The sequence below is a fragment of the Coprothermobacter platensis DSM 11748 genome (genome assembly GCF_000378005.1).
Classification (GTDB): Bacteria; Coprothermobacterota; Coprothermobacteria; order Coprothermobacterales; family Coprothermobacteraceae; genus Coprothermobacter; species Coprothermobacter platensis.
In genome coordinates this window covers 570,791-597,000 of sequence record NZ_KB899040.1, presented here as the reverse complement: position 1 = coordinate 597,000, position 26,210 = coordinate 570,791, and the positions used below count along the sequence as shown (strand labels likewise).

Genomic DNA, 26,210 nt, shown 5'->3' with positions numbered 1-26,210 from the left:
ATTAGTAAGACTGCGCTTCTTCTATGCCACTGAGAACTCGCAGTGCACCTTCTGCCAAAGCGAGCATCTCATCTTCCCCGGGCACAACAAAAACAGGAGCAATCCACAAGATACGTTCTTGTATCAAGTCGACCAATTCATTCATATTGGCCAGACCACCGGTGATTATGATTGCATCTACATCACCTTCGAGTACAGCAGCCATTTGTGCAATCCACTTAGCAACTTGATATGCTGTTGCTTTTAAGACCAACTCAGCATCTTTGTTACCCTGTGCTATCAACGCCGCTATATCCCTACCACTATTGGTATTTAAGTGTGCTACCCAGCCGCCTTTCCCCACAAGTTTCTTTGCAAAGTCTTTTCGTTCAGGCTTGACTGTATATATATACTCTGCCAACTTCATAATGGGTAACGTTCCAGCTCTTTCAGGGCTCATTGGACCTTCTCCACCCAATGCATTATTCACATCTACTACGCGTCCTTTTTTGTGCGCGCCGATGCTTATGCCACCACCCATATGGGCAATAATGAAATTAAGCTTTTCATAAGGTAAAGAAAAGAAATCACGCGCCACTCTACGAGCCACAGCTTTTTGATTAAGAGCATGAAATATACTTTTGCGAGGCAGTTCTGGCCAACCACTAACACGCGCCACATCGTCCATTTCATCTACGACCACTGGATCCACGATGAAAGCAGGGCATCCCACTTCTTGAGCGATGGCGCTGGCAATGGGTGCCCCAAGGTTCGAAGCATGCTCACCATGCTTGGCCTCCATGAGTTCTTGGATCATTGCTTCATTAACACGAAATACACCACTGGGGATAGGCCTAAGTAGCCCTCCACGGCCTACCACTGCACTCAATGTCTTTATATCGTTACCATGTTTTTCTATAGCCTTTATTATTTCTTGCGCCCGAAACTCAAACTGAGATGCAATATTAGCAAACTGTGAAAGCTGATCACTACTGTGCTCCAAAGAATCCTTCCATAAGAGCCTATCATCTTCAAACCAAGCAACCTTTGTACTTGTTGAACCCGGATTTATTGTTAGTATTTGAAAAGGCATTATCGAACACCTCCAGAAAGAGCTAATGCTGCAGCAAGTGAAAAGAACTTGTTTTCGTCTGTGTCTGAACGAGACGGAAGAACGACGGGACAATTTGCTCCCAAGATCAAACCAGCCATTTTACCAAAGCAAGCATGAGAAAAACTCTTTCCCAAAAGATTGCCAGCTTCAATATCTGGTACTAAAAAGACGTCCGCATCGCCTGTGACATCCGATTTTACCCCTTTTATTTCCGCAGCCCTGGAACTATACGCCAAATCAAAAGCTAACGGTCCATCAAGAATAACATCTTTACCAAATTGACCGCGCTGAGCCATAACTTTTAACGATGCAGCATCCAATGTACAAGGCATATCTGGATTTGGTCTTTCTTCAGCGCACAAAGCAGCAATCTTTACAGTACTATATTCAAAAGACCTGAAAAACTCTACCGCATTCTCGATAATCTTAACTTTGTCAGCCAATGTAGGCGCGATGATCATACCGCCGTCGGTAACTCCAATAAGCTTATGATAAGAGGGCACCTCGAACAATGCCAAATGCGACATTAATCCTTTTCCTTTTAGGGTGAGCGTCTTATCGAGGATGGCTTTCAAAAACGTTGAAGTGCTCACAAACCCTTTCATAACAATGGAACAGTCGCCGTCAGAAACAGACTTTGCAGCCATAAACGCACTTTCTTCGGGAGATGAACAGAGTATGAATGTACCGCCTTCTGGAACGTAATCACTATGGTCTTTTTGCCAATCAAACACAACGAATTCCACGTTTAATTCCTTATGGGCCCTTTGTAAAGCTTCAGCAGCTTCTTCATCATACCCAGCCACGGCCACCCTTTGACCTGTTTTTGCCTTAGCCAAATTGACAAAATCATTCAGGCCCTTAATTACCATAATCACTCACCTCATAATCCTTTAGTGGCTCCACGTTTTTCATGACACGCCAAGCGCCCAAAGCCAGTGCCTCCATTTCATAACCACCTGGATATACTGCATAAGGCTTTTTCATCCAACTCGTATAACGTTTTATTCCATCAATCGCTTCTGGATTGTGCATTATGCCGCCTGTAAGAATTATTACTTCTGCACTTCCTTTTAAAACAGCATTCATGGCGACAATGTACTTCCCCACCTGATAGTACATGGCCTGTAAAACCAGTGCTTTGTTTTTGTCTTCTTTACTTAGAGAAAGAATGTCCTTAAAACTGTTAGTACCGAAGTAGGCTACTAAACCACCCTTACCAGAAATGCGACGATTCAACGCCTTCAAATCTGGCCAATTATCGTATATATAGTCGACAAAATCAGAGATGGGCAGCGAACCTGCACGCTCTAGCTGAAATGGACCATCTTCATTAGGATTTGTAGAATCGATCAGTCTACCTTTTTCCATGGCACCTATACTAAAACCACCGCCAAGATGAGCAATGACAGCTGTTAAATCATCCATGGTTTTGCCAACTGAATCAGCATATTTACGGGCGACAGCTCTCATATTAAGGGCGTGCAGCGCACTGTAGCGGGGGATTTCAGGTAGACCACTCACTTTAGCTTCCGGGATGAACTCATCCACAGAAACAGGATCTGTAAAGTAGGCTGGTATACCCCATTCTTGTGATAGGTTATAAGCCACTACAGGACCAATCAGGGAACTGTGCGTCGTCAAAACGCGCCCCGACATTATGTCATCACATACGTGTTTCGTTACCTTATAGGTACCAGCAGGAAGAGGTTTTATAGGGCCTCCTCTCGAAGCAATGCATACCAATTGGTTTTCTGAAACACCATTTTCCTTTAAGAAACTACGGACCTGTGAAAGCCTAAACGAGATCTGGTCAAGGTAGTGTGGCTTTTCTTCGATAATCTGCAGAGGTACTTCCACAGTTTTCTCCACTTTTTCAGCGACACCTGACTCCTGAAAAAGAAAAAGTGCGAGCTTAGTGGAAGTGGATCCAGGGTTAATTACCAGAACGTACTTCTCCAAATGATTCACCTCCTGAGAGCTGCCTAACTAGTTCACTAGCCAACTCAAGTGTGGTCGCAGTAACATATTGACCGGCAATCATCTTAGCTATCTCGTGAATCCTCCTTTGATCCTGTAACAACTCTATTTTAACACGAATTTTATCACCGCTTAATATTCGCTCCACAGAAAAGTGCTTCTGTGCTGCGGCAGCAACTTGCGGGTTGTGGGTTATGAGTATTATTTGGCGTGTTTGAGAAATATTTTGGAGAAGTTTAACCAAACGGGATAACGTTTCTCCACCTAAGCCAGCATCAGGTTCATCAAAAATTAGCACAGACTTAGGTAGACTAAGAATTGTCCTTAAAGCAAGTAATACCCTATTTCTTTCACCCCCAGAAAGAGATGAAACGGAGACCATTTCGCCACTCCGCATGACCCCAATCTCCGGTACTTCCAACCCTATTGGATTATTCTCTGCTTGCACCCAGTTCCAATAAAAAGTGCCGTCTACACCAGTCTCAGATAGGAAAGTCTGTACAGATGCCAAAGAGTCGTTTAAAGAGGTTTTTCTCTTGGAAGAAAGTTCTTTCCCAGTGGAAAGCAAATCTTTCTGAAGTTTGTCTTTGCGATCCATCAGATCAGCTAGTTTTTCTGGTAATCGTTCTATTTCAATGAGTTCATTATTTAACTGGTTTAACCGATCCAATATAGCTTGTTCTCCATAACCATAAGTTCGGAAATACTTTTCATAATGGTAAAGGCGCTCATTAATGCTATCAATGTCTGTTAATTCTTCTTCTGGTTCAGATGCATTAGCTCGATAAGATTGAATCTGTGCCCTCAGACTATCTGACAACTCCAGAAGTTCTTTTGCTTCCGGATAGAATGCGCTAAGCATCGATAAAGCATTTCTAAGCTTTTTTAATCCATCCATAAAGGGAGCATCATCTTCAGTGATATCCAAGACAATCTTGGTGTCTTCCACAATACGTTCCCGTTGGTTTGCACGTAACAATTGATTTTTTAGTTCTTCGTACTCGCCAACCCGTGGATTGAAGTTTCTAAGTTCTTCTAACTCTGATCGTAAACTTTCGCTAACCTTTGCTGATTGTGAAAGCTGTTCGCGAACACGCTTTATTGCAATGTCCAATTCTCTCATTTGACTAAACAAATGACTATAGGTTTCCCGTAGTTCTTCCAACTGCGCGAAAGAGTCTAACAAATAAACAAGTTCTTCAGGAGAATCAAGAATCTTCGCATCAAACTGTGAGGAGAGAACAACTCTTCCTTTGAAGAGGTTTCGCAATTCCTTTTGGCTTACTTGCTCACCATCAAGGAATGTTTTTTTTCTACTACCGCCGAATTGAAGAAGAACGCTGTGCTGCGCGTACTCCAAATCGACAGTGACCTGAAGCTGGCCACTTCGAAGATAAAAAGGAATGGGCATTGAAAAACCCAATGCGTTCGCCACAAGATTGATAAGAACTGTTTTGCCAGTTCCCGTTTCACCTGTTATTACATTTAACCCACTATCAAATGGTAAGTCCACATCCGATATGATTTCTGAACCAGTAAAAGTCACATTGGAGATCATATGCCTAACCAACCAAATTTCTTATTGATTTTGTCGTAAAATGACATGGCATCCTTACTTACAATGTGTACGACGCCATCTTTAGCATTCCATACACGAACTTGCTTAAATACGGGTAACTGACAGTTTGTACTGCCATCTGCCACCACCACAGAAGCTTTGTAAGCTTCCTCAACTTGAATGGAGATTTCTACCGTTTCTGGAAGTATGAGAGGGCGCAAATTTGTCTGATGAGCATTCAGCGGCGTTACGCAAAAACCATGCACACATCTGTCCATTACAGGGCCGCCAGCAGATAAATTGTATCCGGTAGAGCCCAACGGAGTACTAACAATAACACCGTCGCCTACCGCAAACATGACATTCAAGCCATTGACGAAAACTCTAATGGTGATAGTTGCATCATATCCTGGCTTTGCGACAACCAAATCATTCAGAAAAAACCCTTCTTCTGTACCTCCAGAACCAGCACTAAATGCCCATCGATACACAGGCAATGTCTCGAGGTCGAACTGGCGATCCAGGAACTCATTTATGGCGTTTTCCATGTCAGGTACATTATTTGGAAGAAAATTCAGACGTCCTGTCCCCAGGCTCCAAAATGGTTTTTGCAGGATAAAGGACATTTGAGCAGTTTTCAAAAACGTTCCATCGCCACCGATGGCCACCAGAACATCAGCATCATTCGCGCCAACTTCTTGCATTCCGCGTTTCTTCGCCAACTCACGGAATAATTCCACTACTTGGAAGGCAGACTCCTTCCACAAATGTGATTCGATATGAAAAGTCTTAAACTTCAATGAATACCACCCACCTACAGTTTAATCCATAAAAGGAACAAAAAAACGCAGATAGCGAACGGATGAAAGTTTAACTTGTGTGATTAAAATTGGTCTCTTTTTTTCTTATTCGCTGACACAGTAGGCTTGTTCTCTAAGAACAAATCCGTCAGTTTTGAGTTAAAAGCAAGCGTGCTTTGCGAATATTCATGGCGGCAGATGCGCTTTGCTATACCTTCACCATCTAACATGGTCAAATGCAAAAGTTCAGAACGCGATCCTGCCGGAACAAAAGGATCGTTAACTCCGATAGAAACCACTTTGTATCCGAGACTTCTCCAAAGCGCTGCGGCACCATAGTCTCGTATACCTTCTTCCAAGACATAAATTCGAGAACTTCCCTGAACGTTCTTTATAAGCACTTGTGGAATAGGTTTCACTTGATAAACACCAAATAGTTGACCTTTTAACCCTGTAGCTTTGAGAATATCTAAAGCCTTTAATGCCTCAGCTACTAATGGGCCATATGCGATCAACGTGAAATCCGTTCCATAACCAGTATGTATGTATTCACCTGAGCTGCTAAGGGACAGTTCGGGCATGCTCCCTTTGGGGTAGCGCACGAAACATGGTCCATCGCCTTCCAGTGCCTGATCAAGTGATAATCTCAATGTCATCTCATCATAAGGGGCATATATACGGCTATTAGGTACATGCAGTGCATAAGCAATATCCCATAGTCCCTGATGCGTCGGGCCATCTGCAGGTACAAGTCCGGCCCTGTCTAAAGCGAATATCACGTGTCTCTTCGCCAAGGCAACATCATGAATCAGTTGGTCATAAGATCGCTGGAGGAACGTAGAATAAACAGCTACCACGGGTATGAAACCATTCGCGGCCAATGCACTCGCGGTGATAACGGCGTGTTCCTCTGCAATACCCACGTCGAGAAACCTTTCCGGGTACTTTTCTGAGAACTTACTAAGGCCAGTTCCATCAGTCATTGCGGCAGTAATCGCAACAATTGGATAAGAATCCGCCGATTCGACCATTTTTTCTCCAAATGCATTAGTAAAGTTTCGTGACTGATCCAACGATATTTCTCCACTCATTATTTCAAATGGGCCAGCACTGTGGAAAGCCACAGGAGATTTTTCGGCTGGCTCGTACCCAGAACCTTTTTTTGTTAGCAAGTGGACAACAGTGGGCTTATCAAATGACTGAGCAATTCTTAGACCTACCAAGACGGAAGCCATGTCATTTCCATCAAATGGGCCCAAATAAACAATACCGAGCTTTTCAAAAAACGTATCCAACTGGAATGCTTCTTTGAGAGCCAATTTAGCCTTTTCCAGTGTTTCTTCGAGTCCATGTGCGCCAGCCTTACGGAGCGTGTTAGTTATAAATGTCTTAACAGATCGGTAAGCATTAGAAGACCTCAATTTTGCCAGGTATGCTGCCATAGCACCAACATTTTTCGAAATGCTATGTTCATTATCGTTTAAAACGATAACAATAGGAAGACCGCTTGCCCCTATGTTATTAAGGCCCTCGTAACTTACACCGTTTGTCAAAGCTCCATCACCTACGACAACGATCACACGTCCAGAATCGTTTTTAAGTTTCTTCGCCATGGCTTCTCCATACGCAAGGCTCAAACCTGTGCCAGCATGACCACAGTAATGGCGATCAAATTCCGACTCTACCGGGTCGCTAAAGCCAGACAAACCGCCAAGTGTTCGTATAGAAGGCAAATCATCAGAACGTCCTGTAAGCATCTTAAACGTATAACTTTGATGTGAAGTATCGAAAATCACCACATCCTTGTCAAGGTCAAACACATGAGCTAACCCCAACGTAATTTCAACCACGCCAAGATTGGAAGCTACATGCCCACCCTGAAGATGAGTAGACTCTAAAATGTGTTTTCTTATCTCACCTGCTAATACTTTCAGATCAGGTAAGCTGTATTCACGCAGTTTATGATAGTCCGGTATTTGCATGGTTCTCTTCGTAGCAAGTCCCTATAATGCCGTGTACAGCCTTAGCAAAACTATCATCGACAAAACGCTCGGATATATCAACCCATGTGCTAGCTATTACGGGTATCATTTTTTCATCTCCGAAATGCATCGTTTCCAAAATCGCTAAGCGCATTATCATTTTTTCCAAGTCACTATACGCAGCAAAAGATTTCGATTTTAAATGACTATCAATCCACATATCGACTTCATCACGTTCTTGCAAATAAAGATTGAGCAAACGTTTGATATGCCTCTTTACCCTGTCAGATTTGGGCAAGGACGGACTTAAGCTACGCCAAAGAGCATCTTTATCAACAACACCCAGCTCATAACTCATCAGCTCTTGAAGTAGCATCTCACGTCCTTGCTCAAACAGCGGTCCCCTATTTCTTGACATTTTCTATTTCCAGCAAGATTTCGTGGTCCACTTGCTCCTCAAAGTAAGAAGATAACAACCTATCCACAAAATCCTCAATTTTAGCCTTCAAAACCGCCATGTCAACATCAGAAGAAATGTCTATATTCATGTACACAATGAGTTTTCCTGAAGGGTTAACACTAATTTGGACACGTTTGAGAGCATCCTTGGGCGATAAATCAGCGACGCCCGGTATATCGACCAAACTAAGTGCCAAAGCAGCTTTTAGCACATTTATATCATCGGATTTGACATTCACACTATCCAACCCTCTCCACATACTCACCTGTTCTTGTGTCCACACGCACTAAATCACCCTCTGTTATGAATAGCGGTACTTGTACCACAGCGCCACTTTCCAGCTTTGCAGGTTTAGAACCGCCTTGAGCCGTATCACCTCTGACGCCAGGCTCCGTTTCTACAACCTTTAGTTCCACAAAGGTTGGCACTTCTATGCCTACAGCTTTACCTTGATAAAACTGGACGTTGACCATCATGCTTTCTTTAAGCCACTGCTGAACATCGCTCATGATGTCACCGGAAAGCGTTACTTGTTCATAAGTATTCGTATCCATGAAAATAAAATTCTCACCGTCGTTATAAAGATACTGCATTTGCTTTGTTTCCATGTACGCCCTTTGTACTTTTTCTCCTGCTCTAAATGTTTGTTCGATAGTAGAACCATCAGATAGTTTTTTCATTTTTACTCGTACAAAAGCGGAGCCTTTGCCAGGCTTTACATGCTGTGCTGTCACTACCAAATACAACGTACCGTCCAAGTCAATTATAATTCCAGGTCGTAAATCATTAGTTGAAATCAATCTTCATCACCTCACGCTTAAATAATTATACCATTATTATTTGGTCCAAATGGCTTAGCCTTTTAATTTTACCGCCTTCAAGAACGTAATCATCCTCTATCCTAACACCAAATTTTCCCGGTAAATAAATCCCTGGTTCGATTGTAAAGACATGCCCATCCACAAGCTTATGCTGGACCCTTTGAGAGATAGATGGGTATTCATGTATCTCTAAGCCAATGCCATGTCCTAAGCTGTGGCCAAAATTTTCTCCGTAACCATGTGATTCTATTACACTGCGGCCTATAGCGTCCAAATCTGCTCCAGTAGAGAACTCAGTTGCTGAAGCAGCTCTTTCATGAGCTTCTAATACTACGTTAACTACGTCCATCGCTTCCTTATCTACGTTTCCGATAGCCACTGTACGCGTAAGGTCACTGCAGTAGCCGTTAAACAGACATCCCCAATCTATAACTACTAATTCCCCATCTTCAAATTTCTTGTCAGAGGCTACGCCATGAGGTAGCGCTCCTCTCCAACCACTTCCGACGATTGTATCAAATGACATTCCTTCAGCACCAAGTTTCTTTGATTGGTACTCCAATTCTGCGGCGAATTCTTTCTCCGTCGCTCCAGCCTTGATAACAGGTAGTGATTTTAGAAATGCTTGTTCTGCAATATCAATGGATTTCTCTATATATTCGATCTCTTGCGAAGTCTTTACAGCTCGTCCAAATAGGATTTCTTCACCAACGTCCTTCAGTGCCACTCCTCTTTCAACAAGTTTTGAAGCCATATTGTAGCTAATGGAAGAACCATTAACTGCTATGGTACCCTTTAGTAAACCTCTCTGCGAAAGGAAGTCAAACAGCGGTTGTTTATACTCAATAACGTCCACGCCCTTCGTTTCTAATAGAGCCTGCTGTGTAAAGCGCGAATCTACAAGTAACAGGCGAACATCATTAGAAAAAAACGCATACCCTTCATCTCCTGTAAAACCTGTCAGCCAGCGTAACGTTGGTCGGTCGCATATGAATAATGCGTCTGCCCCACTCAAAAGCTTTTCTATATCCACAGAAAACACCTCCTTAAATACCACTCAAGTCCAGTAACATATTAAGCATCGGCTTATAAATTGAGTATGCCAGCAAATAGACAAAAATGCCCGCAATTAGAATAGACATGGACCTTATCATCTGCGTGTACATGGAGATAGCATTTGCTCTCCTTTGATCTGTTTGCTCAGCTATAACATGAAACGAAGATGCCAAAGAGTCATTTCTTTCTGCAATTGCAACCTTAGAAATGGTTCCAGCACCCCAGTATCTGCTATCTCGACTGAGTGCCATGCTCAAACGTTCACCACCTTCTAAGGTGTCATAAATGTCTTTGAGACGTACGTGCTGTTTTGTTTTTTCCTGTAAACTTATATCCGATAACGATTTTAAAGCGCTGGCGATAGGCATACCCGCATTCAGCATGGCATCTAAAGACGAAAAGAACCATGCGTGTTCACTCAACTTTCTTACGTTAAAAGGTACTAAATGCCATGAAATTCGCCTGTCGAGAATTACAACTAAGACGACTATATCCAAAGGTAAAAGGAAGAGCTTTGATCTCAAGCCCATTCCTGGTATGTAAGGCACATTGGCGGAGGATAGACCCATTTCGTTCAAAAAATCATTCATGAATGGAACAAAAAATAACCAGAACAAATTAAAAATAATCAATCCAACAGACAAAACCATACGTGGGTAAAACAGAACTTCTGATAGCGAACGTTGGAGGTTGCGTTTTGCCGCAATCTTTGATGAAACCTCTGCTAAGGCGCTCCTTAAGTTACCCGATTTCTCCCCCGCTTCAATGTAAAGAACAACAAATGGATCAATCTTAGGGCATGTCTGCAATAGGGTCTCTGAAAGAAGTGCGCCATCAGATAAAGATGTTTCTACTTTATCTAACAAGCTTCTATACTTGCCTTCATTCCTCAGGATAATCAGTGCATCAGAAAAACCATATGATCCGGCCATGAGCTCAGAAACATCTTCAAGAAATGCATCCACATCAGCTTGACGTGTAGCTTTTGGATTAAGAAAACTTCTGCCCATCTATTAGACGTTTGAGCACATCAGGATAGTTGGCTACTTCCAAGGCTTCGTCTACATCCACAAAACCATTTTTCACAAGCTCCATCAGCCTGTTTTCCATTGTTATCATTCCAAAAGAAGCACCTGTTTGAATGGAAGAGGGTATTTGATGCGTTTTCCCTTCACGTATGAGTGAGCGTACTGCCGGCGTAGCTATGAGCACTTCGTATGCCAAAACCAAGCCACCACCATTCCTGGGAAGCAGACGTTGGGAGACAATTCCTTCTAAAACACTGGCAAACTGGCTTCTTACTTGTTGCTGTTGGTCAGATGGGAAAACATCGACTATTCTATCCACTGTCTCTGCTGCAGATTTCGTGTGGAGCGTCGTTAAAACCAAGTGGCCAGTTTCAGCCAGAGTAAGAGCAGCAGAAATAGATGTTAGGTCACGCATTTCACCCAGCATAACGACATCTGGATCTTCACGCAGAGCGGAACGTAAACCTTCTGCGAAAGACAGAACATCATTTCCAACCTCGCGCTGGTTAACTATGGATAGATTGTGATGAAAAGTGTATTCTATTGGATCCTCCAAAGTGATAATGTGATAACGGTATCGGTCATTCATGTACTGAATCATAGATGCCAGCGTCGTGGATTTTCCAGAACCTGTAGGGCCTGTTAGAATAATCAGTCCATTTTTCTTATTGGCAAGTTCTGCAGTTATAGAGGGAAGCCCTAACTCTGCAAAAGATGGTACATCGAATGGAAGTCTTCTTATAGAAAGAGCAATACTACCACGTTGAAGAAACACATTAGCTCGGAACCTTCCCAATCCAGTAACGCCGAAGGAAAAATCTACGTTCATTTGGGCCTTGAAAGTGCTCGACTGTGTCTGAGGAATTATTTGCCGTGCTAATGTGGCTGTATCTTCAGGGGTGAGCACTTCACCGCCCAAAGGTCTCAACATAGAATCCACCCTTATCATTGGAGGCAAATTCACTGTTAGGTGAAGATCTGTGGCTCTGTTATCCACAGCTTGCTTTAATAAGTCATAAACATCTACCACTCGTCATACCTCATGTCGCCATCTATTCTAACAATTCTATGACCGTTATGTAAAGCATTACTTAACTGGGTAACTAGGCTCTGGTACGTTAAGTTACTTAGTACTCCCAGCGTCTCGTCATCAGAAGACTGCAAACCAACCGTCATCGCGAATAGTCCTGTCCTAAATATATGATCGCTATCGCTAAGCGTCACTAAACGCTGATGAACAATGCACGAGATAATAGTTTCCAAATCACTCTTGGGTATACCAAAATGAACAAGTCGTTTGATAGCATGTCCCAAGTCCCTTGCATGCATGGTTGCAACCACAAGCCTGGAAGAAAAAGCAGCGTTTACAGCCGCTCTTGCTGTTTCTGCATCACGAATCTCTCCTATTGCGATAATATCTGGGTCACTTCTTAAAGAAGCACTAATAGCATTTACATATGAAAAACCCGTAGAATCATCGATTTGAACTTGAACAATCCCATCTAAAAACCGCTCTATAGGATCTTCCATAGTGACAACTTTCATTCCATTCTTGAGAGCGCTAAGCAAAAGTGTATAAAATGTTGTTGTCTTTCCAGAACCGGTAAGACCCGTTATAAGAACCACACCTTTACCAGAATCCATTATCTTATTGAGCAGTTCAGTTTGATAATCGTTCATACCCAACTCTATGGTCGAATCGTGAACGTTTCTAGTAGGTAGACGTAATGTCAGTGATTCACCATGAGCAGAAGGTAAGACACATACTCGCATATCCAATTTCTCAGATGAATCAATCTGTAAAGAAAAAGCAGCATCCTGAGCTACGCGACTGCTGGCAACATCGAGACCAGATGAGAACTTGAATGCATTAAGAAGACGTTCGTATTCGCCTTTACTAATTGGGGTGTGTTTCTTCAAAATACCGCTTTCTCTAAGAAACACATTTACTTCCTTGCTGGTAGGTATAAAGTGCAAATCCGATGCGCCATTCTGGTATGCCATCTTAACGTACTGCGCTATTACCCCCGGTTTTTGGAAATCAGCATTTTCTTCTGGCACTATCAACTATTCCATACAGTAACAGAAAACGACTTGACATTACCTGATAGCATGCAATCTATAATTACACCCATAAGTTCTTTGAATAAGTATTCAGTAGCCTGTATGATCATCTTATAAGAATCATCAGACAACTTGCTTGTTCCCATTAAAGAATAGGCGTTGTCCAGACCTTCTACGAGAGTCTGGACAACGCCTACATCCCTTTTTCCTAAAATAAGCTCAATCCTGAACACAGGCAGCTTTTCTACTCTTCTTCGTCCTCTTCTTCTTCATCAAGAAGAGATTCCCATGCTTCCCTTACTTTCTCGAACTCTTCGTCTGACTCTATTTCGACCAATTGATCGCCTTCGATTCGGAATACTAAGAGATCGCCTTCCTCTTCAACAGGTGCGAACACTCCATATAAAGACTCATCCACGGATAATTCTTCTATAAGCGCATATTGATGTTCTACACCGTTTTCATCATTGAACGATATAACTACTTCTTCCATGTCTTCATGCTCATGATCGTGTTCGTCATTGTGATTCATCTGTTTTCCTCCTTGAACTTATATACTCTTGTAATATTAACACGGCGGACATTAAATCTACTTTGCCCTTGTCTGAAATAGCCTTTTTCAGACTTCGTGGGTCTTGTCTACCAACTATACGGCTTGTTAGACGCTCATCCCAAAAAACCACAGGATAACCATTTGATTCAATTTGTTTGGCTATTTCTCTAACCACAGCACACATTTCACTCTCTGTTCCATCCATGTTCTTTGGCAGACCAATAACGACGGTGTTCGGCTTTAGCGCATTTAATTCCGCAAGCAACTGCTCTTGCAACTTTACGCCAGACAGTGTCTTATGTGCAAATGCCCACTCTTCTTTCGGGTCACTTTTGGCCATTCCTATGCGTCTGGTGCCGTAATCGATGGCAACAATCATGTCTTCACCTTTTTTTGCCAGAGATTAATTATATATGCCCCAATAGGAACACCAAGTATCAATCCTGGAACACCGGCAATTACTCCACCGAAAATCACAAGGAAAATCGCGACGATGAATGGTATAGAGAATTGCATGCTAGCCATTGTAGCTCCTACAAGTTGTTCTATGCCTTGGCCAAGAAGAAACACGATAAGGCTAAACAGTAACCTTAACCAACTTGGCGAAGCAACTAATACCACCACAGCATTGATAACGAAAGCAAAAAATGGGCCTACGTAAGGAATAAAATCTAAAGTAAAACCTAAACTTGCTATTCCTAAAGCCATTGCGCTATTTCCAAGAATTATGGAGTTACCAATGAATAGTACCACGCTCAAAGAAAAACCGCTCACCAAACGTTGTAGAGCGTATTGGCTCATCATTTGATCCAATTCTCTAAGTTCTGCCTTAGGAATTCGCTTGTCTGCAAAAGAGAGAAAGCGATCTTTATATGGAATAAACAAACCCGATATAACGATGGCCAGTGCTATCTGGGCAAGGCTACCACCTGAAGAAGTAAGAAACTTACCCACTGTCTGCACTATATTTCCTATGGTTTGTTGACCTGCCCAAGACTGCGTTTCTTTAGTAATCGTATTAAACAACCAAGCCAAAGCTTCACTACGCTGCGACCATTCTTTGAACCGCTGTTCCCAAGCAGGGACGGAAGAGACCAAGTTTTCTATACCTTTTACCAAAGGCGGAATAGTGCTTTGTATTAAGTAAAATATTGACAAACCCAATGCAGCTAAGAGAACAATAGCTGTAATTACACCTACTAACGCAGCAAAACGCTTGGGTACGCGCAACAATTTTGCTACAGCTTCTACTACATACATAGCAAAAATAAGCCAGGCAAAAAATGTAACCCAATTGTAAAATGCAGCGAAATTCTTCGTTAGCAAATAGAAAACAAATGCCATAGCAAAAAATATGCCTTCGGCAGCAACAATGATCCACATTAATTCCTTCTTATCCATGGATCGCCTCTCTAAGCCTTGCTATGGCCTTACGTTCAAACCGAGAAACTTGTGCTTGGGAAATATTCAAAAGCTTTGCTATCTCGCTTTGAGAAAGTCCTTCTAACCGTTTTTCAATGATGAATTTTTCAGGATCTGGAAGATCGGTAACAGCTATTTCCAATAATGCTTCATCTTCTAAGTCCCTATCAGCAAGCAACCCGATCAGCTCTTCACCCGTGGTGTCACTTTCATCAGTTATTTTAGAATCAATACTGGACGTATTCTTAACAGCCATTACGGAGAGAATTTCGCTCACTTCTTCTTCTCCAAGATTAAGTTCTTGCGCTATTTCTTTTATTGTCGGCTCGTGACCAAGTTTCTCTGCAATTTCTGGTAGCTTCTTCTGTATGGAATAAGCAGAATCTACCATGCTACGTGGAACACTTATAGCCCAACCGTAATCCCTCAAATAACGCTTTAAGTTACCAATAATTGTAGGAATAGCGAATGTTTCAAACATATTTCCATAGGATGGGTTGAATCTATCTATGGCATCTACCAGTGCACGATAAGCTTCTTGCCTCAAGTCCTCTTTATCAACCTGATAAGGAGCAAATCTGTTTACGACTGATTCTGCCAATGGCTTATACATAATAAACAATGTATCTCTTAGACGAGGATCCCTGGTTTTTGCATACCTCTCCAGTAATTCTCTTGCGAGCTTTTTTTCTTTTTCTGTCATATAAGTAAGATTACCTTCTTAAACCTTTCGATTTCTTTCTCCATATATGGCATGATGAAAAGTCTGTATGTTTCAGTGTCCATAGGCGAATCACTGTCTATATTCACTTGAATTCTATTAGTATCGAGACGATTGAGGCGTACCTTGAAAACTGCTTCTGGAGACGTTTTTTCTGCACCATCAAAAGCTTTTGTGACAACCAATGTAAGTTCAAAGAATTGGTCTAAATCCATATTCCATAATTGGCCAATCCCCGCTATAAGCTTTTGTAAGAGGAGACCATATTCTTCCGTACACGGTACAGATAACTCAATAAACAATGTTCTAACCGCCCTCCCGTTCATCATTAATTATTTGCTTAAATATGGGAATAAGTTCCTTACTCTGATTTGTGAAAAGCTTTGCAGGGGCACCCGTTAGAGGGCATGTTCCAGATTTTGTTTTTGGAAAGGCTATGACTTCTCTCAAGCTCTCTGCTCCACAGAGTATCATGGAAAGCCTATCGAACCCCAAGGCTATTCCGCCATGAGGCGGCGCTCCACAACTTAGTGCATCTAAAAAGAACCCAAAACGTTCTTCTATCTCAGAGTCAGATAGTCCCAGAACACGGAATACTGCACGTTGAAGATCAGCATTGTGTATTCTTATACTGCCTCCTCCTACTTCTACCCCGTTGAGCACGATATCGTAGGCACGTGCTCTTACCATAAGAGGATTCGACTTTATTTCGTTAATATCTGTAACATCTGGCATTGTAAATGGATGATGAGCTGCTTGAAGCGAACCATCATCAGCGATTTCGAACATAGGGCGACTTGTTACCCAGACGAACTCGTATTCATTGTTATGCAAAAGCCCCAGATGCTCACCTAAAGCAAGACGGAGTTCTCCAAGGAAGGGAAGAACTTTGTCTTCATTTCCAGCAGAAAACACATAAGTACCTTCTTTAAGCCAATCCTCGTTTTGGAAGACAGCTTTTGGACCATTGGTAAGCATGCCGTCTAGCGATTTGCTTACAAAGACGAATCTATTTCCACTTCCCGAAGCAGCCTGCTCTAAAACCTTCATAGCACTTCTGTCCAACGGATCGCTCCAGTAAAGTCCTCGTACTACTCCACCTTCCTGAACAACTTGCTTAAAGGCATTGAAATTACTTTCACGAAAGTTCTCCGTATAGTCGTTTATGATCATCTCAAAGCGTAAATCGGGCTTATCTGATCCATATTTTTCCATGGCTTCGTCGTATGTCATCCGGGGAAAAGGTGCTTTTATTTCAACACCTATTGTTTCTTTGAAGAGCTCCACCATCATTCCTTCTATGAGTTTGTAGATATCTTCTTCGGTAATAAATGATGCCTCAATATCCACTTGCGTAAACTCCGGTTGGCGGTCAGCTCTAAGGTCCTCATCTCTGAAACAGCGAGCAAATTGGAAATATCTATCCACACTGCTTATCATAAGGATCTGCTTAAAAATCTGCGGACTTTCCGCAAGTGCATAAAAATACCCGGGTTGCTGTCTCACAGGAACAACGAAATTACGAGCTCCCCCGGGCGTGTATTTCGTCAAATATGGTGTTTCTACTTCCCAAAAGTCGTTTTTGGTCAAATAGTTTCTTATAGTAGTCGATGCAACGCTTCTTACTCTAAGATTATCCAGTGTATCACTATGTCTGATATCGACATAACGATATTTCAGTTTAGTTACCTCGTTCGGATCTCCATTGACATCATATGGAAGTGGTATGCAGTGGTTAAGTAGCTCCAGTGTTTCTGCTTCCAGCTCAATATCTCCGTTCTCCATGTTCTTATTGACCATATCTGCTGGACGAGGTTTGATTTTTCCTTCTACTCTAACGACATCGTCAGGAGACAAACTCTTTGCCAATTCTAATAACTCCTCGTGAGGCGCTCCTACATAACACTGGACGATGCCTGTCCGATCTTTTAACACAAAAAATACAACTTTTCCAAAATCTCTTACATATTGAACCCATCCATCGAGTCTAACATTAACGTCTTTGGAAACATTTTTTAATGAACCTATATAAGTTCTATCCATTTATGACCGCCTCCTGTGGTATGACCATTTGTTCGCCAGTCTTCATATTTCGAACAGTGACAGTATTGTTTTTGTATTCCTCTTCACCCATGATTAAAACATTTTCAATTTCCATTTTATCAGCTAATTTTAATTGCTTTTGAAGTTTCCCTTGTCTCAAGTCCATGATTACACCAATATTGTTGCTGCGTAATAGTTCAGCAAGCGTAAATGCTGCCATAACCATATCATTACCTGTGGTAGCCAAGAAATACGTTTTTGTTGGCTCTGAATCTACCTTAGGAATTTCATCAAGCGTCGTAAGAAGTCTTTCTAATCCAATGGCAAAACCGATTCCAGGAATATCAGGACCACCATAATAAGCTACCAGGTGATCGTACCGTCCACCGCCTATGACAGCCAAGCTATCATCGCCCACATAGCCTTCAAAAACCGTCCGAGTATAGTAATCGAAACCTCTTGCTAATTCATTATCTTCCACTAAGTCAAGATTCAGCTTTGATGCAAAATCCATCAGTGTCTCGTAATGTTCCTTGCAGTCATCGCATAAAAAGGACGTTATTTTTGGAGCTTCTGACTTTACTATTGAGTGCTCAGGATTTTTTGAGTCAAAGAGTTTCAATGGGTTTTTCATAAAACGGTCCAATTCTTCATCTTCAGGTATACGATCCGCAATAAAACGCCTCAATGCATCCATATACCGAGGCCTGCATTCGTTACATCCCAAGCTATTAATGTGCAACGTTAATGGCGAACCAAGTAGAGAAAAAATTCTCTTTACCAGAAGGAGTATCTCCACATCAACAAAAGGTTCCTCAATACCAAAACATTCGACCCCGAACTGATGGAACTGCCTATAACGTCCAGCCTGCGGCCTTTCTCGTCTGAACATTGGGCCATCGTAAAATAGCTTAACCATGGGGCTATCATACAAATGATGTTGAATAAAAGCTCGTGCCACAGGAGCAGTACCTTCTGGCCTCAATGCGAGAACGTCGTCATTTTTATCAACAAACTCATACATTTCTTTAAGAGCAACATCACTTTGATCTCCCAGACCTTTACGGAAAAGATCTGAAAACTCCAAGATGGGTGTACGAATCTCTCCGTATCCATAAAGAAGCGCTACTTTGGAAAGCAAAATTTCCAAACGGCGCCACTTTAATGTTTCAGGAGGTAGTATATCCCTCATACCTTTAGGATTTCGAACCACTCTTCGGCACCTCCCAAAAATCTTATAGCAGACATAATTTGTTCCCACGGGGAAACACTTCGCACATTTAAGCGATGTACTTCATCCCCCGTTTCAATCAAAACGTTTCCTGGATTGAATTTTATCATTGTCACACCTCTCTTATTGCCCAGAACCTTAAGCTCAGAATAAGCAAACAGAGATTTAGTTTCTTCTGGCAACTCGCCAGCCAAATCTCTTAGCATAAGAAATACTTGCATGAGTTCACGTTCAGTATCAGCGTCCAAAATTTCTTTAATGAGATTACTGCGTTCAGGCTCTGGCAAAACCCATTCCGGTACGTTCATACTTAGAGGGTAACTGTTTATTTCTGTTTCTTCTTCCCTATAGGACTGCTCAAGAAGAGCATCCACAGCAAATACTTCCTCCTGTTTTACAAGTCCATGTTGCTTCAGCCCAAATATTTCGCCTATACCCCTGTACCGAGCATCAAGTTCAGCTAATGCATATGTATCAGAATAATTCAAGAGTTTTACAGTAGAGTTAATCCTGTTTCTGGTAGAAACCGAAGCTGTGGGTGGGTAAAGAAACCACGCATAACTCTTCACACTATTTCTACCTACACGCCCCTTCAACTGATACATTTGAGACACACCTAAATGTGAAGAATCTTCAACAATTATTGTATTTGCAATGGGCAAATCAACACCTGCTTCCATGATCGTAGTAGCGACCAGAATATCTATTTGCCCGTCTTGGAGCCGTTTGAATACCGATTTGATACGTTTGTCATTCATTTCAGCGTGAAGAACTTCTACTTCAGCATCCAGAAACCACTGCTGAATCTCTAAAGCGCGCATGTCTATACCCTCAATTGTCGGATGAATGTAAACACTCAGTCCACCACGTTCCAGCTCTTCTGCAAGAAGTTTTTTTACTAAAGATGAAGAATACTCATCTGCATAAACAGATACTTTCTGACGTCCATAAGGAAGCTCATGCATCCTAATAAGCTTGACGTAACCGCGACGAGCCAAGAAAAACGTTCTCGGTATGGGTGTAGCACTACTGAAAATGACTTTTATCCACGGAAAATGTTCTTGAAACCAATTCTTGTGCGTCACACCAAATTTCTGCTCTTCATCGAAGACAGCTAAAGCAATGGATTCATCATAAAGATTACTCTTTAAAATACTATGCGTTCCAATTAATATATCCCACTGATCTTTTGGGTTATCCGATAATATGAGCCCACATTTGGAGACACGTTCAGCATATGCCGCCATGTATTGGTCCACCAAAACACGTGTTGGAACTATAAGGGCAGCCTTATGTCCGGACGATGCAACAGCAACCGCTGTCCTTAAGAGAACTTCTGTTTTTCCCACACCTGATTCTCCAATAATGAGTGCTTCTTCAGGCGTCGCCAGAGACAACCAGTCAGAAAGTTCTTTTATGGCCTGTTTCTGATCAGACGTCTCCTCATATTCGAAGCTGTTTTCAAAAGCCTTCATAACTTCTTCGTCCGGTGTTATTGGAGGAGAAGTTATGTTTCTCCTTTGCTTAAAACGTGCTTCTAAGAATGTCTTCATTTTCAACGCGCGTTCATTAAGGACACCTTTTTTACGCCCCCATTTCTCAGGGCTTAAGCTATCTACAGACATGGATGAAGGAACTCTGACCAGTTTCTGGCTCCGTTCAAATGGGACCAAGACCCGACCGTCTTTGAACAAAATGGAAAAGTAAGGCTTATTATCCAGATACTCTATTCCTTGATAAATTCCCGTTCCCCTATCCAGATGCAATACAGGCTCTCCAACCTTCAGCCCCTGCCAAGATAACTGGAGTGAACGACGTCGGCCAACCTTCCAACCAAGACTTTCACGGTCTATGTGGACATCGTACTCTTCGATGGTGAAGGGCATTCTTATTGCTCCTTGCACGAGGAATTGGCTTGCGCCCATGTTTATACCGTTTACAATGCAGTCTTCGATGGGCCACTGCATTCGTCTTTGGAAGACTTCAGGAAATTGCGTTACTAACACCATTTTCCCCTGAAAATTCATAAGATCTTCTGTGCTGAAGTTCGGCACCGTGGTAAACTTTTCAATTCTTTGGGGAGCGACAAAAGACATAGGGACGTTTAATTTGATATCCACAGCGCTGAGCTCTCGCAAGCTTCTATCTCTATCGTAAACCAGCAGTTGCGTTATGGTATCTGCTACACGGATCTTGCGTTGTTTTGTCCATAAGGTTTCTTCTTCAACACGCCTCAGGGACATCTGACTTTCTGGATCGACAATGCGTATGCTTTCTACCAGGTCATTTTCGTCGAAATCCAATCTCAACAATTCATTGGAGAATACATCAATAACGAATCCTCTTTTCGCCCACTGAAACGGCTCTTCACAAAAATCAACTTTCTTGTATCCTGCCCTTTGTAGAAAATCCAAGACATCCTGCATAGGAACATTCTTTTTTAATACAAGAGGTTCACCTTCAGGTTGAAGTTGCTCTTGAGTTAAATCCTTGGCACTGTAAACGTGAGCAGGTACGTTACCAAACAAAACCGCATAGTAATCTATGAAGGCTTCTTTATCACTTTCAGGGAGCAGAATTGAATTACTTTTAAATGCATTCTTTGCCTCAACGACAAAGTAGAGCAATGGGTCTTGGCTAGTTATTCTCATTGAATTTATAGCTGTTTATATTCTGCTGAAACAATGAGAAATTCTTCTCGTTCAGTAATATCTTTAATTGAGATGCAAGAAACTCCAAGGCTGCTACAAGCACCTCTTTTTCTTTCTTAGAAGGTTCAGAAAGAACATAATCTACGACTTCTTCCTTAAGCAAAGGACGCCCTATTCCCACCTTAATATGCCAGAAGTCATCTGTCCCTATGGACTGAATTATGCTCTCTATTCCGTGATGCCCGCCAGCAGACCCTCCATGTCGTACACGCAGCTTGCCAACAGGCAGATCGAGATCATCGTGTATGACGATCATGTCATTTTTGCCATCGTACAAGCACTTTACAGCCTTGCCACTGTTATTCATGAATGTATGAGGGTAAACAAATAGATGTTTTTCACCCGTGTATGAAGTTTGTTCATATACACGACTATGACAATAGAGACGTAAATCAACGTTGGTGAGCTGCCGGAGTAAAATGTCCAGAGCCCACCAACCTATGTTATGACGCGTTTTTTCGTATTCTTCGCCAGGGTTACCAAGACCAACAATGAGCATGAAAGAATAAGGTTAAGCTTCCTCCTCCTCTTCTTTCTTACCCTTTGTAATAACCTCTGGTTCTCCTTCTGCAGCCGTTTCTTCCTCAGTTACCTCTTCTTCCTCAGGAGCCGCCACAGAAACAACTACTTCTTCCAGATCTTTTGAAACTTTTGCTTCCTCAGGTAAATTTAAGTCGCCCACATGTACAACGTCTCCAACATCCATGTTTGACACGTTTACTCTGATTTCTTCTATAAGCTTCTCAGCAGGAAGCTCCAGCTCGAGTTCACGCGTCAAGAATTCTAAAATGCCACCTTTTTTAATACCCACAGGTTCCCCTTCAAGTACTATAGGTACTGTGATTGTAACAGTTGCACCAGCACTGAGGGCCTGAAAGTCCAAGTGAAGCACTTCTTCTGTTATAGCATTTCTCTGCTCGTCTTTAACAATGGCTCTTATGAGCTGCCCATCCAAATCTAACTCAACAGACCGCCCCAATGCCACATGTTCTTTTGCTAAATCAGTACGTTCTACTAAGAGAGGTGTTGGATTTACGCCTTGCCCATATAAAATGGCAGGCACTTGTCCTAAAACTCTCGACTTTTTTACTCTTCTCGTGCCCGTTTCTGTTCTCTTCAATACTTTCAATGCCATCTAAACCACTCCTTTAATCAAACAATGCCGATATGCTTTGATTTGTTCTTATACGTCTTATGGCTTCCGCGATGAGCGGTGCCACACTTACAACTTGAATTTTTTCACTCGAGTATTCGCTACGTACTGTGTCCGTCACCACGATACGTTCCAATACGGATTCCTCCATAGCTTCTACGGCACCTTCACTGAATAAGCCATGCGTTGCGAAAGCCCATATGTTTTTTGCTCCACGTTCTTTAAATACTTTCGCAGCTTTCATCAAGGAACCGCCAGTGTCTATTATATCATCAACGATAAGTACATCTTTATCCGCCACATCGCCTATTACATGAACAATTTCTGCTACATTAGTTCCAGTCCTACGTTTATCACATATGACCAGAGGCCTATTATCGAGACGATATGCTAAACCGTTCGCCCTAACCACACCTCCCACGTCAGGAGAAGCGACTACAGCATTTTGCAAGAAAGGCAAAGCATCGCGCGCGTAATCTGCGAATAAAGGCATAGCGGTAAGATTATCTACTGGAATTTTGAAGAAACCCTGTATCTGTGGAACATGCAAGTCCACAGCAACCACTCTATCAGCACCAGCGGCCTCTATAAGCTCAGCTACCAAACGTGCAGTAATAGGTTCTCGCGGCTTACTTTTTCTGTCTTGACGCGCGTAACCATAATAAGGCATTATTACGGTTATTTCAGCGACAGACGCTCTTCTTAACGCATCGAGCATGATAAGTAATTCCATAAGGTTTTCGTTTACAGGTGGAGAAGTAGGTTGTATAACAAAAACTTCATAACCGCGGACCGATTCCTTTATCCGAATTCCTGTTTCTCCATCTTTGAATCTATATGTTTCCACAGGTAAGAGTTCTGTTCCAAGTGCTTCCACGATTTTTTGGGCTAAAGGCTTATTAGCTGTGCCTGATATGACAGCCATCGGCCTGCCGTCTACGCCCACGATTACTTCATCTCCTTCTTACGCCTATATTCCTTGACCCAACCATCCTTGTTTAGTTGCCTTGCTCTACCTATGCCCAAGCTATATCGCGGGATTTTGTCTGTTATTACAGAACCGGCTGCCGTGAAGACATCATCCTCAAGTTCTACAGGAGCCACCAGAATTGTGTCGGAGCCTATGAATACTCTGTCACCGATAACAGTTCTATTCTTTGTATAACCATCATAGTTGCATGTTATAGTACCAGCACCGATGTTCGTGTCCTCACCTACTTGAGCATCTCCAATGTAGGATAAGTGATTAACTTTAGTATGCTTACCGATACTGCTATTCTTTATTTCCACGAAATTACCTATCTTTGCACCATCACATAAATGCGCTCCAGGTCTTACCCTTCCAAATGGGCCTACACTAACATCATTATCAATGGTAGCTTCTTCAACAACAGAGAACTTAATTTCACAATCATCGCCCACTTTACTATCCTTTATTTCTACGTTTGGCCCAATGGAACAATTTTGTCCAATAATGGTCTCACCCAAAATGGTTGTATTAGGATAAATCACCGTATCTTGACCAATGGAAACACGCTCACCAATAAATGTTGTATTTGGGTCAATTACTGTAGCTTGTTCCATTACTCTTTCCAGTATGCGCTCTTTGTAAACAGCGAACACTTTGGCAAGATCATGACGCGTATTAATTCCAAGGAATTGTTCCCAATCATTGAACATAAGTATGCTTACGCCTTGTTTTTGCGCAAGCATATTAAACATGTCAGTTATGTAATATTCTTTCTTCGCGTTTTCTGTCCTTAACAACGGGAATATCTCTAAAATATCCTGTTTTAGCGCCTTGTAAACTCCCGTATTGACAAACGGGATGTCCTTATCTCTTTGGCCTTCTAAGTCTGAGAATTCCACTATTTGCCGCAGCAGACCATCAGCAAAGCGGACTCTTCCAAAATCACTTTCGAAGGGGAAACGCGTCACACCGATACTACGCAGAGATGGCGAACTAATGAAACTTTCAAATGTTTCTTTTGAAACTAAAGGTATATCTGCATTCACAATCAACAGCGAATCATTTATAGCCGATTGCGCACCTAAAAAAGCTGCATGGGCTGTTCCCAAAGGTTCTTCTTGTATGACAATTTTTATATCTTCTGGCAAAAGTTTAGCTATCTGAGGAGAAGTCACCACTATAACTTCATTTACATCTCCTAAAGCTTTTAATGTTTCCAAAGAATGATAAATGATTGGCTTCTCGCCCAAACGATGCATTATTTTCGGGGTCTTAGAGTTGAACCGTTTGCCAACGCCTCCCGCTAATATTACAGCACTATACACGTTACATCACTCCTCTGGAAAATCCATATATATCTTAGTTCCTTTTGGTCCTTCTTGGCCCTGGTACTTTCCTTTAACACCATAAGGAACTTTACAATTCTCATATAAAAGTTCAAAACTAAGCTGACATATTCTCATTTTGGGGTAAAGTGCCACAGGGATGTTGCTGACGTTTGAAATTTCCAACGTTATCTGTCCACAAAAGCCAGGATCAACATAACCAGCAGTGGCATGAATAAGTATACCCATTCGCCCGAGTGAAGAACGACCTTCAACACGGGCCACCAAAAAATTGGGAAGCATGATTTTCTCGATAGTAGTTCCGAGCAAAAAAACACCAGGTTGAAGTATTAACTTAGAACCCTCTTGCACATGCGCTTCACGGTATGTTATGCTGTTTTTGCTCTTAGGGTCTACCAACGGCATGTTTAGGTTATCCATGATTAGAAAATCATAACCAAGACACAAATCCACAGAAGATGGTTGAATTTGCGATTCATTTAGTGGATTTATGCACAAAGCTTTTTGCTCTATAAGTTCGCAAATAAGAACGTCAGGAAGTATCATCTCGTCTGCCTTATAAGCAACGAGAGTGAGGCATAAGCCTCACTCTCTACTGATAGCACCTGTTGGGCAGGAATCTATGGCTTCATCAACGCAGGACAAACTCTCGTCTGCTCCAGGTATTACCTCGCTCTTACCTTCATCATCCGCTTGAAATACCTCTGGGCATAGAGCCATGCATACCCCACATGCGATACAAAGGTCTTTATCCACCTTCAAAGCCAACTAAATTCCTCCTTTCACCAAGAGCCATGAAACAATTTACTCAGCTTTGGATGCAGTATCAGAGAATTTCTCGTTGAATAGCTTCATCAAACGTGATTTTCTCCTCGCTGCCTCGTTTTTGTGAATCACACCTTTCACTGCAACTTTGTCCAAAATCCCTTGTGCCTTGAGCACTGCTTCTTGAGCCGCTTGGCGATCTCCTGCTTCTATAGCTTTTTTAGCCTTCTTGACGTAAGTTCTCATCGTGGTACGCCAATATCTGTTGTAAGCTGTTTCCTTTTGAGTTAAACGTATGCGCCTCTTAGCTGATATCGTATTTGCCATTAAATCACTCCTCTCAACAAAATCGTTTACTTAAATCAATCATACATCATTAGCATTGGTATTGTCAATATTTCATATCAGGCACATTTTTTCGAACTTACAACAAGTAAGCCAGAACGTCAGCTA

The 26,210-nt window shown here is 42.1% G+C and carries 29 protein-coding genes; all 29 read right to left on the bottom strand.

All coding sequences use genetic code 11. The features are described from left to right. Position 1 precedes the first annotated feature (1 nt). The 29 genes from buk (D890_RS0103275) to rpsT all read right to left on the bottom strand — a co-directional run bounded on the left by buk (D890_RS0103275) (position 2) and on the right by rpsT (position 26,084). Entirely contained in the window at positions 2–1,072 is a 1,071-nt protein-coding gene (gene buk / locus D890_RS0103275) for a butyrate kinase (RefSeq protein ID WP_018963107.1), read from the bottom strand. Next, positions 1,072–1,965: a phosphate acyltransferase gene (locus D890_RS0103270; protein ID WP_018963106.1), complete on the bottom strand. Its 894-nt coding sequence runs from the start codon at positions 1,963–1,965 to the stop codon at positions 1,072–1,074. The genes buk (D890_RS0103275) and D890_RS0103270 overlap by 1 nt, the downstream gene beginning before the upstream one ends. Next, the gene (gene buk / locus D890_RS0103265) at positions 1,955–3,064 is read right to left on the bottom strand and encodes a butyrate kinase (protein ID WP_026291302.1); all 1,110 of its coding nucleotides are present in this window, start codon (positions 3,062–3,064) and stop codon (positions 1,955–1,957) included. The genes D890_RS0103270 and buk (D890_RS0103265) overlap by 11 nt, the downstream gene beginning before the upstream one ends. Beyond that, entirely contained in the window at positions 3,030–4,631 is a 1,602-nt protein-coding gene (locus D890_RS0103260; protein ID WP_018963104.1) for an AAA family ATPase, read from the bottom strand. Before D890_RS0103260 ends, buk (D890_RS0103265) begins: the two co-directional genes overlap by 35 nt. Beyond that, positions 4,628–5,431, bottom strand: a complete 804-nt coding sequence (locus D890_RS0103255; RefSeq protein WP_018963103.1) for an NAD(+)/NADH kinase — start codon at positions 5,429–5,431, stop codon at positions 4,628–4,630. The genes D890_RS0103260 and D890_RS0103255 overlap by 4 nt, the downstream gene beginning before the upstream one ends. A gap of 83 nt (positions 5,432–5,514) precedes the next feature. Next, on the bottom strand, positions 5,515–7,413 hold the full coding sequence (dxs, locus tag D890_RS07560; RefSeq protein WP_018963102.1) for a 1-deoxy-D-xylulose-5-phosphate synthase: 1,899 nt from the start codon (positions 7,411–7,413) through the stop codon (positions 5,515–5,517). Continuing rightward, complete coding sequence (locus tag D890_RS0103245) at positions 7,391–7,831, bottom strand: transcription antitermination factor NusB (protein WP_018963101.1); 441 nt, start codon at positions 7,829–7,831, stop codon at positions 7,391–7,393. Before D890_RS0103245 ends, dxs begins: the two co-directional genes overlap by 23 nt. Next, on the bottom strand, positions 7,818–8,111 hold the full coding sequence (locus D890_RS0103240) for a hypothetical protein (RefSeq protein ID WP_018963100.1): 294 nt from the start codon (positions 8,109–8,111) through the stop codon (positions 7,818–7,820). The genes D890_RS0103245 and D890_RS0103240 overlap by 14 nt, the downstream gene beginning before the upstream one ends. 1 nt (position 8,112) lies before the next feature. After that, positions 8,113–8,673: an elongation factor P gene (gene efp / locus D890_RS0103235; RefSeq protein ID WP_018963099.1), complete on the bottom strand. Its 561-nt coding sequence runs from the start codon at positions 8,671–8,673 to the stop codon at positions 8,113–8,115. Between the two features lie 25 nt (positions 8,674–8,698). Beyond that, complete coding sequence (locus D890_RS0103230; protein WP_018963098.1) at positions 8,699–9,727, bottom strand: aminopeptidase P family protein; 1,029 nt, start codon at positions 9,725–9,727, stop codon at positions 8,699–8,701. 13 nt (positions 9,728–9,740) lie between these two features. Then, a complete protein-coding gene (locus D890_RS0103225) occupies positions 9,741–10,760 on the bottom strand; it encodes a type II secretion system F family protein (RefSeq protein ID WP_018963097.1) in 1,020 nt (339 codons plus the stop codon). Next, positions 10,741–11,808 (bottom strand): type IV pilus twitching motility protein PilT, encoded by a 1,068-nt coding sequence (locus D890_RS07555; protein WP_018963096.1) that lies wholly within the window; start codon positions 11,806–11,808, stop codon positions 10,741–10,743. Before D890_RS07555 ends, D890_RS0103225 begins: the two co-directional genes overlap by 20 nt. Beyond that, positions 11,802–12,839, bottom strand: a complete 1,038-nt coding sequence (locus tag D890_RS0103215; RefSeq protein WP_245533131.1) for an ATPase, T2SS/T4P/T4SS family — start codon at positions 12,837–12,839, stop codon at positions 11,802–11,804. The genes D890_RS07555 and D890_RS0103215 overlap by 7 nt, the downstream gene beginning before the upstream one ends. A 2-nt stretch (positions 12,840–12,841) precedes the next feature. After that, the gene (locus D890_RS0103210) at positions 12,842–13,075 is read right to left on the bottom strand and encodes a hypothetical protein (protein WP_018963094.1); all 234 of its coding nucleotides are present in this window, start codon (positions 13,073–13,075) and stop codon (positions 12,842–12,844) included. 11 nt (positions 13,076–13,086) lie between these two features. After that, the gene (locus tag D890_RS0103205) at positions 13,087–13,374 is read right to left on the bottom strand and encodes a DUF1292 domain-containing protein (RefSeq protein ID WP_018963093.1); all 288 of its coding nucleotides are present in this window, start codon (positions 13,372–13,374) and stop codon (positions 13,087–13,089) included. After that, positions 13,361–13,774 carry a Holliday junction resolvase RuvX gene (gene ruvX / locus D890_RS0103200; protein WP_018963092.1) on the bottom strand — a complete coding sequence of 138 codons (414 nt, stop codon included), beginning with the start codon at positions 13,772–13,774 and terminating at the stop codon, positions 13,361–13,363. The genes D890_RS0103205 and ruvX overlap by 14 nt, the downstream gene beginning before the upstream one ends. Next, entirely contained in the window at positions 13,771–14,796 is a 1,026-nt protein-coding gene (locus D890_RS0103195) for an AI-2E family transporter (protein ID WP_018963091.1), read from the bottom strand. Before D890_RS0103195 ends, ruvX begins: the two co-directional genes overlap by 4 nt. After that, positions 14,789–15,520 (bottom strand): sigma-70 family RNA polymerase sigma factor, encoded by a 732-nt coding sequence (locus D890_RS0103190; RefSeq protein WP_018963090.1) that lies wholly within the window; start codon positions 15,518–15,520, stop codon positions 14,789–14,791. The genes D890_RS0103195 and D890_RS0103190 overlap by 8 nt, the downstream gene beginning before the upstream one ends. Next, a complete protein-coding gene (locus D890_RS0103185; protein ID WP_018963089.1) occupies positions 15,517–15,840 on the bottom strand; it encodes a hypothetical protein in 324 nt (107 codons plus the stop codon). The genes D890_RS0103190 and D890_RS0103185 overlap by 4 nt, the downstream gene beginning before the upstream one ends. A 4-nt stretch (positions 15,841–15,844) precedes the next feature. After that, entirely contained in the window at positions 15,845–17,581 is a 1,737-nt protein-coding gene (gene aspS, locus D890_RS0103180) for an aspartate--tRNA ligase (RefSeq protein ID WP_018963088.1), read from the bottom strand. Further along, positions 17,574–18,794: a histidine--tRNA ligase gene (hisS, locus tag D890_RS0103175; protein WP_018963087.1), complete on the bottom strand. Its 1,221-nt coding sequence runs from the start codon at positions 18,792–18,794 to the stop codon at positions 17,574–17,576. Before hisS ends, aspS begins: the two co-directional genes overlap by 8 nt. Beyond that, complete coding sequence (locus tag D890_RS0103170) at positions 18,770–21,463, bottom strand: DEAD/DEAH box helicase (protein WP_018963086.1); 2,694 nt, start codon at positions 21,461–21,463, stop codon at positions 18,770–18,772. Before D890_RS0103170 ends, hisS begins: the two co-directional genes overlap by 25 nt. Continuing rightward, the gene (gene pth, locus D890_RS0103165) at positions 21,450–22,022 is read right to left on the bottom strand and encodes an aminoacyl-tRNA hydrolase (protein WP_018963085.1); all 573 of its coding nucleotides are present in this window, start codon (positions 22,020–22,022) and stop codon (positions 21,450–21,452) included. Before pth ends, D890_RS0103170 begins: the two co-directional genes overlap by 14 nt. Before the next feature lie 12 nt (positions 22,023–22,034). Further along, complete coding sequence (locus D890_RS0103160) at positions 22,035–22,658, bottom strand: 50S ribosomal protein L25 (RefSeq protein ID WP_018963084.1); 624 nt, start codon at positions 22,656–22,658, stop codon at positions 22,035–22,037. Between the two features lie 13 nt (positions 22,659–22,671). Continuing rightward, positions 22,672–23,601, bottom strand: coding sequence for a ribose-phosphate diphosphokinase (locus D890_RS0103155; protein WP_051073672.1), 930 nt, complete (start codon positions 23,599–23,601; stop codon positions 22,672–22,674). Between the two features lie 23 nt (positions 23,602–23,624). Continuing rightward, positions 23,625–24,971, bottom strand: a complete 1,347-nt coding sequence (glmU, locus tag D890_RS0103150; protein ID WP_018963082.1) for a bifunctional UDP-N-acetylglucosamine diphosphorylase/glucosamine-1-phosphate N-acetyltransferase GlmU — start codon at positions 24,969–24,971, stop codon at positions 23,625–23,627. Between the two features lie 6 nt (positions 24,972–24,977). After that, complete coding sequence (gene dcd / locus D890_RS0103145; RefSeq protein WP_018963081.1) at positions 24,978–25,538, bottom strand: dCTP deaminase; 561 nt, start codon at positions 25,536–25,538, stop codon at positions 24,978–24,980. Between the two features lie 39 nt (positions 25,539–25,577). After that, on the bottom strand, positions 25,578–25,760 hold the full coding sequence (locus D890_RS0103140; RefSeq protein ID WP_018963080.1) for a ferredoxin: 183 nt from the start codon (positions 25,758–25,760) through the stop codon (positions 25,578–25,580). 36 nt (positions 25,761–25,796) lie between these two features. Continuing rightward, a complete protein-coding gene (rpsT, locus tag D890_RS0103135) occupies positions 25,797–26,084 on the bottom strand; it encodes a 30S ribosomal protein S20 (RefSeq protein ID WP_018963079.1) in 288 nt (95 codons plus the stop codon). Between the last annotated feature and the right edge of the window lie 126 nt (positions 26,085–26,210).

Excerpts from the sequence above, each read along its gene's own strand:
- aspS (WP_018963088.1), bottom strand. The coding sequence starts at position 17,581 with ATGGATAGAACTTATATAGGTTCATTAAAAAATGTTTCCAAAGACGTT.
- D890_RS0103245 (WP_018963101.1), bottom strand. The coding sequence starts at position 7,831 with ATGTCAAGAAATAGGGGACCGCTGTTTGAGCAAGGACGTGAGATGCTA.
- D890_RS0103270 (WP_018963106.1), bottom strand. The coding sequence starts at position 1,965 with ATGGTAATTAAGGGCCTGAATGATTTTGTCAATTTGGCTAAGGCAAAA.
- D890_RS0103155 (WP_051073672.1), bottom strand. The coding sequence starts at position 23,601 with ATGGCTGTCATATCAGGCACAGCTAATAAGCCTTTAGCCCAAAAAATC.
- pth (WP_018963085.1), bottom strand. The coding sequence starts at position 22,022 with ATGCTCATTGTTGGTCTTGGTAACCCTGGCGAAGAATACGAAAAAACG.
- dxs (WP_018963102.1), bottom strand. The coding sequence starts at position 7,413 with ATGCAAATACCGGACTATCATAAACTGCGTGAATACAGCTTACCTGAT.
- D890_RS0103205 (WP_018963093.1), bottom strand. The coding sequence starts at position 13,374 with ATGAATCACAATGACGAACACGATCATGAGCATGAAGACATGGAAGAA.
- D890_RS0103195 (WP_018963091.1), bottom strand. The coding sequence starts at position 14,796 with ATGGATAAGAAGGAATTAATGTGGATCATTGTTGCTGCCGAAGGCATA.
- D890_RS0103160 (WP_018963084.1), bottom strand. The coding sequence starts at position 22,658 with ATGGCATTGAAAGTATTGAAGAGAACAGAAACGGGCACGAGAAGAGTA.
- ruvX (WP_018963092.1), bottom strand. The coding sequence starts at position 13,774 with ATGATTGTTGCCATCGATTACGGCACCAGACGCATAGGAATGGCCAAA.
- D890_RS0103190 (WP_018963090.1), bottom strand. The coding sequence starts at position 15,520 with ATGACAGAAAAAGAAAAAAAGCTCGCAAGAGAATTACTGGAGAGGTAT.
- D890_RS0103225 (WP_018963097.1), bottom strand. The coding sequence starts at position 10,760 with ATGGGCAGAAGTTTTCTTAATCCAAAAGCTACACGTCAAGCTGATGTG.
- D890_RS0103260 (WP_018963104.1), bottom strand. The coding sequence starts at position 4,631 with ATGATCTCCAATGTGACTTTTACTGGTTCAGAAATCATATCGGATGTG.
- D890_RS0103170 (WP_018963086.1), bottom strand. The coding sequence starts at position 21,463 with ATGAGAATAACTAGCCAAGACCCATTGCTCTACTTTGTCGTTGAGGCA.
- dcd (WP_018963081.1), bottom strand. The coding sequence starts at position 25,538 with ATGATACTTCCTGACGTTCTTATTTGCGAACTTATAGAGCAAAAAGCT.
- rpsT (WP_018963079.1), bottom strand. The coding sequence starts at position 26,084 with ATGGCAAATACGATATCAGCTAAGAGGCGCATACGTTTAACTCAAAAG.
- buk (WP_018963107.1), bottom strand. The coding sequence starts at position 1,072 with ATGCCTTTTCAAATACTAACAATAAATCCGGGTTCAACAAGTACAAAG.